This is a genomic window from Neochlamydia sp. TUME1 (assembly GCF_000813645.1).
In the GTDB taxonomy this organism is placed as follows: domain Bacteria; phylum Chlamydiota; class Chlamydiia; order Chlamydiales; family Parachlamydiaceae; genus Neochlamydia.
In genome coordinates this window covers 1-11178 of the sequence record NZ_JRXI01000148.1, presented here as the reverse complement: position 1 = coordinate 11178, position 11178 = coordinate 1, and the positions used below count along the sequence as shown (strand labels likewise).

Genomic DNA, 11178 nt, shown 5'->3' with positions numbered 1-11178 from the left:
GAACTGTTACCTTTTTTTTGCATACCGTTGATTCTAAGCCCCCTGTCGCCTTATTTAGGTCTTTAAGATAAGATTTATCTGCGAAAGGAGGCTTAAGGTTAAATGATTATATTTTAACCGATTTTAATCGCCTAAAAAAGCTCTCTTACTTTTAAACTTCTCCTCGTCCATTTCCCTCTTAACGCGGACAGTAATTGGCCCAGATCAAAAGAAAAAATAAAATAAGCAGCTTCATAAATTTTTTTATGTTAAAATGTTTGACTGAGTTTGCTAGCCATTTAAAATTGTGGAGAATTTAGCTCGCCTTAATACGACCAAGCTTTATGGGGGAATAAATAAAAATGGCCATTCCAACGCGTACCTATTTAAATGCCCAAGGTGAACTTTCTCCGGAGTGTAAGGTAAATATTGCGGACGAGGTTTTAGTTAAAGCTTATCAAACAATGGTTTTAACACGCCGCTTAGATGAAAGAATGATAACCCTTCAACGGCAAGGAATGATTTCTTTTGCTTTAAGCTCTTTGGGTGAAGAAGCCTGCTCTGTTGCAAGTGCTGCTGCTCTTTCATTTGAAGATTGGCTTTATCCTCAGTATAGAGAAAGTGGCATTATCTTTTGGCGAGGATTTACTCTGCAGCAATATATTCACCACATGTTTTGTAATAAAGAAGATCTTATTTTGGGAAGGCAAATGCCCAATCATTTTGGATCTCGTGCTTTAAATGTTGTACAAGTATCTTCCCCTATAGGTACTCAAATTCCTCATGCTGCTGGCTGTGCTTATGCCATGAAAATTCAAAAAGAAAATACAGTGGCTGTAGCTTATTTTGGTGAAGGAGCCACTTCCGAAGGGGATTTTCATGTAGGCTTGAATTTTGCGGCAGTAAGAAAAGCTCCTGCGATTTTCTTTTGCCGAAATAATGGATATGCCATTTCTACGCCAGCCTCATGCCAGTTTACTAGCGATGGAGTGGCACCCCAAGTGATAGGAAGAAATGTAACGACTTATCGCGTCGATGGTAATGATTTTTTTGCTATTTATGAAGCGGTGTCCCAAGCTAGACAGGCATGCATAGAAGGTCAAGGCCCCGTTTTCATTGAAGCCATGACCTATCGCTTAGGAGCTCATTCTACTTCGGATGATCCTTCGGTTTATCGTCAAGAGAAAGAAGTTTTAGAAAAGCAACTAGCTTGTCCTATCACTCGCTTAAAGAATTTTTTGGAAAAGAAAGGTTTATGGGATGTGCAGCAAGAAAAAAGTTACTTAGACTCTATTAATAAAGAAATTACTGAAGCCATCCAGGTGGCCAAAGAGACCGGTAGGCCTGCTTTACATTCTCTTATAGAAGATGTATATTTTGAAGTGCCAGCTAGCCTTGCAGCTCAGTACGAAGACATCCAATCTCTTTATCATGAATAAACCACCCCATATTTGTTTAGTAGGTTAACATGGCAATCATGAACATTATCCAATCTTTAAATCACACTCTTCATCAAGAGTTTGCACGTGACTCACGTTTGCTAACTTTTGGCGAGGATGTAGGTGCCTTCGGAGGGGTCTTTCGCGTAACCACAGGCTTGCAAGAAAAATTTGGAGAAGAGCGTTGCTTTGATACTCCTTTGGCAGAGGCTGGCATCATAGGTTTTGGCATAGGCATTGCACAAAAAGGCCTTAAGCCTATTTGCGAAATCCAATTTGCCGATTATATCTATCCAGCTTTTGACCAGATTGTCAACGAGATGGCTAAGATGCGCTATCGCACGGGTAACCAGTACAGCAGCGCAATGGTTATACGCACTCCTTATGGAGGAGGGATTCATGGAGGACATTACCACTCTCAATCCCCAGAGGCTTTCTTTCTCCATATTCCTGGCCTGGTGGTAGCAGTAGTTTCTTCTCCTTATGATGCTAAAGGATTGCTTGCTTCTGCCATTCGCTCCAATGATCCTGTCCTTTTATTAGAACCCAAAAGGATTTACCGCTCTTTAAAACAAGAAGTACCCGAAGAAGAATATTTAATTCCTTTTGGTCAAGCCCATGTGGAACGTACAGGTAGGGACATAACCTTGATTGGCTGGGGAGCACAGCATCATCAAAATAAGCAGGCGGCAGAGGAGCTGGCCCAGCAAGAAAACATTGATGTAGAAGTTATAAATCTACGTACTTTAAATCCTTTAGATATTCACACCTTGGTAGCATCAGTCAATAAGACAGGTCGCTGCGTTGTTTGCCATGAAGCGCCTTTAACTCAAGGTTTTGGTGCCGAGCTCTCGGCGTTGATTCATGAGCGTTGCTTACTAAAACTTCAAGCACCTGTTAAACGTTGCTGCGGCTTAGATACGCCTTTCCCTCATACTTTAGAGAAAGAATATCTGCCTGATACTCCTCGCGTTAAAAAGGCAATTTTAGAAACCCTTGATTACTAAACGGAAGACTCCATGGCTAAAATTCATACCGTAACCTTGCCTGATATTGGGGAAGGAGTTATCGAAGGAGAAGTGGTTGAATGGCTTAAAGATATCCAGGATACCGTCCTGCAAGATGAAGCTGTCGTAATTGTAATGACTGATAAAGCTACTGTAGAACTTCCTTCCCCTTATCCTGGAAAAGTCGTCAAACATTACTATAAGCCTGGAGAGATATCGATTAAAGGAAAACCTCTTTACGATATAGAATTACTTGAAGGGCATACAGCAGCGCCCCCGCCTCAATTTAAGCTTAAAGAAAGTTCTCTCCCTAAGCCTTGTCCTTTGTCTCCACTTGCTCCTAGTCATACTGATGCCTCTGCTCTTGCACCTAAATCGTCAGATGTTTTAGCTCTGCCTTCTACAAGGAAATTAGCTCAAGAAATGGGAATTGATATCTCTCAGATTCAGGGAACGGGCAAAGCAGGCCGCGTAAGACCAGAAGATTTACGTCAATATGTTCGGCCCTCGCCCAAGGAAAATTTAGATACCAGTGTTCTTCGTCTTGAAGGAGATAAAGAGCTTCCTATCATAGGTATTAAAAATTTAATGTACCAGAAAATGGTAGAATCTAAACGTAAAATTCCTCATTTTTCTTATTTTGAAAAAGCTGAGGCGACAAGGCTTGTGCGTTTACGCCAAAAATTTAAAGAAGAGGGGGCTAAGAAGAATATTCAAGTCACTTATATGCCTTTTCTGCTTAAAGCTTTAAGTTTAACTTTAAATAAATTTCCTCAGTTTAATAGTTCGGTGGATCAACATAAGCTGATCATTCATCAGCAGCAGCATATAGGCATTGCCATGGCATCGCCCTTGGGATTAATTGTACCGGTACTTAAAAATGTTCAAGCTCTTTCTTTAATCGATTTGATCTATGCTTATGAAGAACTTAAAAACAAAGCTAATACCAATAAGCTTCAGCCGAGTGAGATGAAAGAAGGGACTATTACAATTAGTAACTTTGGAGTCTTAGGGGATGGGGGGCTATGGGCAACGCCTATCATTAATTATCCTGAAGTAGCTATCTTAGCCGTTAATCGTATTCAAAAACAGCCATGGGCTTGTAATGATAACGTAGTGCTCAGGGATGTTCTCAATTTATCATGGAGCTTTGACCATAGGATCATAGATGGCGATCAAGCGGCAGCTTTTTCTCATTATTATGCTCATCTTATCAAAAATCCAGCTCCTTTATTGTAAAAATAGCTATCCTAAATTTAACAAAAAATTAAGAATGGCTTTTTTTCTGGATAACTTTTCTATTGCTATTTTGCTTATTTTATTTGTAAATTTTTTTTGAGATAGCTAATGTACAATTTATAGGATAGCTTTTAATTGTGCAGGATGAGTATGCCGATGGATTTTATTTTAGCGGGAGCCTTAACATTTGCCGTTTTAGCTTATTTGATATATACCCTACTTCACCCTGAAAAATTCTAAGAGAAGAGCACTTATGTCCTATGCCGATTGGGCTACACTCCTTTTCTTTCCTGCTCTTCTTATTGTGTTAACACCTGTTCTTGGTAGATATATGGCTAAAATATTTACCGGTCAAAGAACTGCTGTGCATTTTTTCTTAGGAGGCTTAGAGCATTTATCTTATCGCCTCAGTAGCGTAGATGCAAAAAAAGAGATGAGCTGGCTTGAATATGCGACCGCCCTTCTTATTTTCAATATCATCGGCTTTCTAGGGCTTTTTTTTCTTCAACTTTTACAACATATCCTTCCTCTTAATCCTCAGCATTTTCCAGCAGTTCCATGGCCATTAGCCTTTAATACTGCGATAAGCTTTATTACTAATACTAATTGGCAAGCCTATGCAGGTGAGACCACAATGAGCTATCTGACGCAAATGCTTGGGCTGGCCGTGCACAATTTTTTGAGCGCAGCCACTGGATTGGCTACCTTATTAGCTTTAATTCGGGGCCTTGTGAGCAAAAATACTAAACACATAGGCAATTTTTGGAGCGATCTTATTCGTTCTATCGTCTATCTACTGTTACCTCTTTCTATACTACTAGCCTTATTATTGGTTAGCGAAGGGGTCGTTCAAACCTTTTCTCCTTATATTGAAGTGACTACTTTGGAAAATTCTCAGCAAATCATTCCTCTAGGACCCGTAGCCTCGCAGGTAGCTATCAAACAGCTGGGAACAAATGGGGGAGGCTTTTTTAATGCTAATAGTGCGCATCCTTTTGAAAATCCTTCCCCTGTTACCAATCTTTTTGAAATGCTTGCTATTTTGCTAATACCAGCGGCTTCCGTATATGCCTATGGAATCTTAATCGATTCCAAAAAGCATGCATGGAATCTTTTCGCTGTTATGATAGCTCTTTGGGTGGTCGGCTTAAGTATTTCCTTCTATGCGGAAAAACTCATGGATCTTGCTATGGATGCCTCTCCTTTCCTCGAAGGAAAAGAGACCCGGCTAGGAACTAACCTTAGTCTTGTATGGGCTATGTCAACCTCAGCTACGTCAAATGGCTCAGTTAATGCTATGCTTTCTAGTCTATCCCCTTTAAGCGGAGGAATGGCTATGCTTAACATGATGCTAGGAGAGATAGTTTTTGGAGGGATAGGGGTAGGACTATGCTCGATGATCATGTTTGCCATCCTTACAGTTTTTCTTGCAGGTCTTATGGTAGGAAGGACGCCAGTGTACTTAGGTAAAAAAATTGAGAGAAAAGAAATGCAATGGCTAATGCTAGCTATTTTAATGCCTAGCTTTCTCATTCTCATAGGGAGTGGACTTTCTTGCATACTGCCAGAAGCCCTTGCTAGCTTAGGAAGCCAGGGTCCTCATGGTTTATCAGAAATTTTATATGCTTTTTCATCGGCTGCAGGTAATAATGGTAGTGCGTTTGCTGGAATAAATGCTAATACACTTTATTACAATCTCTTCCTGGGAATAGTCATGTTAATAAGTAGGGGTTCAATAATTTTGTCTAGCCTTGCTATAGCGGGCTTACTTGCCTCTAAAAGGGCTTCTCCTCTTTCTTCAGGGGACTTTTCCATTAGCTCTCCTTTGTTCGCTTTTTTACTTTTATGTGTGATCCTTATCGTAGGAGCATTAACATTTTTTCCTGCATGGTCATTAGGTCCCTTAGCGGAGCATCTTTTAATGCTTAAAGGACAGACATTTTAAATTCAGAAAAATAGATAGAGGAAAATAATGTCCAATAAGGGATCAAAACTTTAGGGATAAAGGAGATCGAATGCAGTCCAACCAAAAGAGCTTGTTAACTTTGAAAATTGCTGCAGAGGCTCTTAAAGAAGCAATCAAGATGTTGGCTCCCCAGGATCAATTTAAAAATCCTGTCCTGTTTGTGACTTATCTTGGAGCCCTGGCTACCACAAGTTATGTCATCCAGGAGATTTTTTATCAGCAGTTAGCGTGGATTAATTTGCAAATTGCCCTTTGGTTATGGTTTACAATCCTTTTTGCTAATTTTGCTCAATCCATTGCCGAAAGTAGAGGAAAAGCACAAGCGGCGAGTTTAAGAAAAACAAAAGTTCAAGCTAATGCTCGTCAAGAGATCAATGGAATAGAGATAAAAATTCCTGCAGACCAGTTAAAAAAAGGGGATGTAATAATTTGCGAAGCAGGGGATATTATTCCTACCGACGGGGATGTCGTGGAAGGGGCTGCTACAATTGATGAATCAGCTATAACAGGTGAATCGGCACCTGTCATTAGAGAAAGTGGAGGAGATAGAAGCGCTGTAACGGCAGGAACTAGGGTGCTGAGCGATCGCCTGCGTATTCAAGTGACTGCAGAGCCCGGAAATAATTTTTTAGACCGCATGATACGCTTAATTGAAGGCGCCAAACGGCAGAAGACACCTAATGAAATTGCCTTGCATATCGTGCTTTCGGCTTTAAGCATTATTTTTCTTATCACTATCGCTTCTTTGAAAGCTTTTGGAGAATATAGTGCCCATGCTTCTAAGCAAGATATTTCCCAACTCCTAACCTTTCCTATTTTAGTGGCTCTGCTAATTTGCTTAATCCCTACGACCATTAGCGCATTGCTAAGTGCGGTAGGAATTGCAGGGATGGATCGTTTATTTAGGCGCAACGTGATAGCTTTAAGCGGCCGCTCGGTGGAAGCCGCAGGAGATATAGATTTGTTGATACTCGATAAAACAGGCACGATTACTATCGGCAATAGAATGGCTACAGCTTTTTTACCTGCTGTAGGCATGGATGAAAAAGCTTTTGCAGAAATTGCTCAGTTAGCTTCTCTATCTGATGAGACTCCAGAAGGCCGTTCTATTGTAGTTCTTGCTAAAAAATTATTTGGCTTAAGGGCTGAATCTTTGGATACAAGAAACTCTATCGTTGTTCCTTTCTCAGCCACTACACGCATGAGCGGTATCGATTTCGTAGACGGTTTAGGAAAGGTTATACGGCGCATACGCAAAGGCTCTACAGAAGCCATTAAAAAGCATCTAACAAGTTTAGGAGGGCATTATCTTGATCAGCTAGATGCTGCTATACAAACTATAGCAAGTAAAGGAGGAACACCTTTATTGGTCAGCGATGAGGATAAAATTGTAGGGATCATTCACCTTAAAGATATCATTAAAGGAGGTATCCAAGAAAGATTTGCGCAGATGCGGCGCATGGGTATTCGTACCGTAATGGTTACTGGTGACAATCAATTGACCGCTGCAGCTATTGCAGCAGAAGCTGGAGTAGATGAATTTATTGCTGAGGCTACGCCCGAAATAAAACTAGAAAAAATTAAAAGCGAGCAAGAAAATGGAAGGCTAGTGGCTATGACAGGCGATGGCACCAATGATGCACCTGCTTTAGCTCAGGCGGATGTAGGTGTAGCAATGAATACAGGCACACAGGCATCTAGAGAAGCTGGCAATATGGTAGATTTAGATAGCAATCCTACCAAGTTAATAGACATTGTAGAAATTGGCAAGCAGATGTTGATGACAAGGGGTGCTTTAACAACTTTTAGTATAGCGAATGATGTGGCTAAATATTTTGCCATCATTCCAGCGATCTTTGGAGCCTTGTATATAGGAGATGAAGGAGGCGCTGGCCCTTTGTCCGTACTTAATATTATGGGCTTAAATTCACCACAGAGTGCTGTTTTAAGTGCCCTTATCTTTAATGCCCTAATCATTGTGGCTTTAATACCTCTAGCTTTAAGAGGGATCCAATATAATGCTCAGTCAGCACAGGCTTTGTTAAGAAATAATCTCCTCATCTATGGATTAGGAGGTCTTGTGGCTCCTTTTGTAGGAATAAAACTTATCGATATTTTAATCACCTTTTTTGGCTTTGTAGAGTAAGAGAGTTTATATGTTAAGAATTTGGACTAGCTTCAAGATGTTTCTATGGCTAACAGCTTTAACAGGGATTATCTACCCTCTCTTCATTACTCTTATAGCGTATCTAACTATCAACAATAAAGCGGAAGGGGATTTTATTTCTTTTAATGGAAAGTGGATAGGGGCTGCCCTGATCGGGCAAAACTTTGAAAGCAATCGCTATTTTTGGGGACGTCCATCGATAAATAATTATAATCCTTTAGCATCAGGGGGAAGTAATTTAGGCCCTACCAGCGAGGCTTTAAAAAAAGTTATTGAAAAACGCAAAGTAAAGATAAAAACAACCTACGAGGAGAAAAGTGATCGCTTAATTCCTAGTGAGTTACTTTTTGCTTCTGCCAGCGGATTAGATCCGCATATTTCTCCGCAGACCGCCTACTTCCAGGTAGAACGGGTAATCAAAGCAAGAGGTTGGAATGAAAATAATAAAGAGGCTATTTTTCGACTCATCGAAGCATCCATAGAATTGCCGCGCTGGGGCTTCCTAGGCGCACCTTATATCAACGTGCTAAAACTTAATTTAGCTTTAGATGCATGGGATAAAGCTCAAAAGGAATGACAAATTTTATAGAGGGAAAAAGTCACAATAAGCTTTTTAATTTTTTAGCTTCTTTTGTCCTAACTCCTCTTTATTTTATAGATAGACCTAGATTTCTCTAAATTTATAAAAAGATTATCTCTTGACAAGCATTTTTAAATTATCAAAATCATGTAAGCGTTCACGGGGCATGCCCAGCTTTAGACACGATTCTGCAGGCATCTGCAATGTCAAAAATGCTCGCAAATAGCTGGTTTTTTCCTATTTACTGCCCTTTCTGATTTATATTAGGTCTTTAGCATCAATACCTTAAGTAGATATGGCCCTCATGATCGCTTACAAAATCATTTATAATTTAAGCTGTTTAGCTTAAGAACGTAATGACGGTAAACTAACTTTATCTTAAAAAGTTAAATAATCGCGAGTGACAGGTGTGTGCACCCATTGTAGGTAAGAAAGAGGCAGCTAAGCTATCCGAGCACTTTAGGTAGCAGCTGCTAATGCTATCTTTTACATTTTAAAGAGAGCATATCAAGCGGCCTATCTTCTTCGTAATCCCTTTTTTTGGGGAAATGGATGGATTCATTAATTTAAAGTAAAATAAAGTAATTTATTCGAACAAATTAATACTTATTTAAGCTGATCGATGCGCCGAAGTTGGGTTAAGCTAGCATAATTTAAGCTCAAATATAGCCGATAGCCAAAGTATCAAAATAGCTAGAGAAAAAAGGCTTTGCAGGTATGACTTTAGGCAAGAAAGTTAAAAATAGGAAAAGGCATGAATGGATGAACTAGGTGGGATTGTTAATAGCAATGTTGATAAGCAGAGAGTAGTTTGCAGCGAAAAGGATAGTCTAAGAGCCCTGTTTTATTTCTTCCCTGCAAAAGCTTAAGGGGGGTAAGGAATATTTGCGCATGCAGAATATAGCTAAGAAAAGATGAAAGTGTAAGCAGCTTTATATGAGGGTATGGATCTATCAAATTAAAGGTGAGAAGTTTTTTTGAGCTGCTCTTTATGTAATCATATGCTTAATAAAAAGCTTGCTTTTAAGGAGAAAGCCACTTTGGAAAAAGGTAAATTTCTTTTTGGGTTATGCAGATGTAGCTTCTATAAAAGGTAGGATAAAAGTTTGCCAAACACCAACTACCTCTTGCTCTTGTTAGTAGGGTGCGTCTTAGAGTGAGAAAGAGAGTACTAATATATTAATTTATACGATGTTTTTTAGTTGTATAGAAGGTTAGCTTTTAAAATAAATTCTGTTGATTTTATAAGCCATAGTTGTTAAAATTTAATGAACTTAAAGAATAAATAGGGTCAAAATGAAACTAAGCGGTTTTCCTCAATTATGCATATGGATTGATCGTAAGGCTGACTACGTGCCTTTAATCAGTACAGTGACTAACCTAGTCAATATTTTCCAAAAATGTGTTTATATACCGACCCTGCAAGAAAAAAACTTATCTGTAAGCAAAAGTTATTACCGCTATCTTAATAAAAAAAGTTTTGGCAGGTGCATTGTTTTATTAATCCCCATCTTAGGAAATATATGGGTTGGAGTTTGGGATATTCATCGCTATAGACTCAAGAATAAGAACCCAAAACCGCTAAGAGCAGACCAGACGATTAACTCACCCCAAGATGCGGTGAAAGAAATTAATAATGAATCGGCTCCATTGGTTATTGTTCAAAAAGGTGAGTTAACGCTTGACAATCTCAGCGAGGAGTTTAAAAAAGATAAGGCTACCGCCCTTGCTGAGATGCAGAAAAATGGATGGGAGCTTTCCCAAGCTAGAGAAGATTTTAAAAAAGATCAAGATATCGTATTGGCTGCTGTTAAGCAAAGCGGCTTAGTTCTTAAGTATGCTCATCCAGAGTTACAAAATAATAAAAATATCGTACTTGCCGCTGTTAGCCAAGATGGTCTAGCCCTTAAATATGCTAGCCAAGAACTTAGGAATGATAAGGAAGTCGTACTTGCCGCTGTCCAGCAAGATAGCTTAGGTCTTGAGTATGCTAGCCAAGAGCTTAAAAATAATAAAGAGGTGGTGCTTGCTGCTGTTAAACAAAATGGCGCATCTCTTAAATATGCTAGCCAAGCGCTTAAAAACGATAGGGAGGTCGTGCTTGCTGCTATTCATCACCAAGATCCGGCCCTCCAGTACCTTGATAAAACGGTGATAGATAATGAGAGATTTGTGCTTGTTGATTTTAAGCATCCGTGCTTGACTATCCAGTATGGGGGCAAAAAAATTAAGAACGACGAAGAGGTCATGCTTGCTGCTGTTCAGCAGGATGGCTTAGCCCTTAAATATGCCAGTGAAGAAATTAAAGACAATAGAAAAGTCGTGCTTGCTGCCATTCAGCAAAATGTATGGGCACTTGAGTATGCCTCCAGGTCTCTAAGAGATGATAAATATCTGCTACTTATTGCTGTTCGGCAAGCTGGCAGCCTACTCTTTTATGCCAGCCCATGGATTAAAAGTAATAAAGATATTGTGCTTGCGGCAGTCCAGCAAGATGGTCTGGCACTTCGGCATGCTGGAGAAGATCTTAAGAATGATAAAGAGGTGGTACTTGCTGCAGTTCAGCAAAACGGCCAGGCTCTTCAGTATGCTAGTCAAGAACTTAGAAATGATAAAGATATTGTGCTTGCGGCTGTCCAGCAAGATGTTCGGGCACTTGAGTATGCTGGAGAAGACCTGAATAATGATAAAGAGGTAGTACTTGCCGCAGTTCAGCAAAATGGTAAGGCTCTTCAGTATGCTAGTCAAGCACTTAAAAATGATAAAGATATTGTGCTTGCGGCCGTTCGGCAAGACGGCCA

Annotated in this window: 8 protein-coding genes; all 8 read left to right on the top strand. The window is 39.8% G+C overall.

Annotated features, from left to right (window positions below; all coding sequences use genetic code 11):
- Nucleotides 1-341 precede the first annotated feature (341 nt).
- A complete protein-coding gene (locus DB41_RS07435; protein WP_039386041.1) occupies nt 342-1418 on the top strand; it encodes a thiamine pyrophosphate-dependent dehydrogenase E1 component subunit alpha in 1077 nt (358 codons plus the stop codon).
- A 29-nt stretch (nt 1419-1447) separates the two neighbouring features.
- A complete protein-coding gene (locus DB41_RS07430) occupies nt 1448-2425 on the top strand; it encodes an alpha-ketoacid dehydrogenase subunit beta (RefSeq protein ID WP_039386040.1) in 978 nt (325 codons plus the stop codon).
- Nucleotides 2426-2437: 12 nt separating this feature from the next.
- Complete coding sequence (locus DB41_RS07425; RefSeq protein ID WP_039386039.1) at nt 2438-3664, top strand: dihydrolipoamide acetyltransferase family protein; 1227 nt, start codon at nt 2438-2440, stop codon at nt 3662-3664.
- Nucleotides 3665-3808: 144 nt separating this feature from the next.
- Complete coding sequence (locus DB41_RS12990) at nt 3809-3904, top strand: potassium-transporting ATPase subunit F (protein WP_079979858.1); 96 nt, start codon at nt 3809-3811, stop codon at nt 3902-3904.
- A gap of 13 nt (nt 3905-3917) precedes the next feature.
- Nucleotides 3918-5609 carry a potassium-transporting ATPase subunit KdpA gene (gene kdpA / locus DB41_RS07420; protein WP_039386038.1) on the top strand — a complete coding sequence of 564 codons (1692 nt, stop codon included), beginning with the start codon at nt 3918-3920 and terminating at the stop codon, nt 5607-5609.
- Between the two features lie 70 nt (nt 5610-5679).
- Nucleotides 5680-7776, top strand: a complete 2097-nt coding sequence (gene kdpB / locus DB41_RS07415) for a potassium-transporting ATPase subunit KdpB (protein WP_039386037.1) — start codon at nt 5680-5682, stop codon at nt 7774-7776.
- A 10-nt stretch (nt 7777-7786) separates the two neighbouring features.
- On the top strand, nt 7787-8374 hold the full coding sequence (kdpC, locus tag DB41_RS07410; RefSeq protein WP_052244000.1) for a potassium-transporting ATPase subunit KdpC: 588 nt from the start codon (nt 7787-7789) through the stop codon (nt 8372-8374).
- A 1299-nt stretch (nt 8375-9673) separates the two neighbouring features.
- Nucleotides 9674-11178: DUF4116 domain-containing protein (locus DB41_RS10850; RefSeq protein ID WP_155117613.1), on the top strand; the 1505-nt coding region annotated here is incomplete at its 3' end.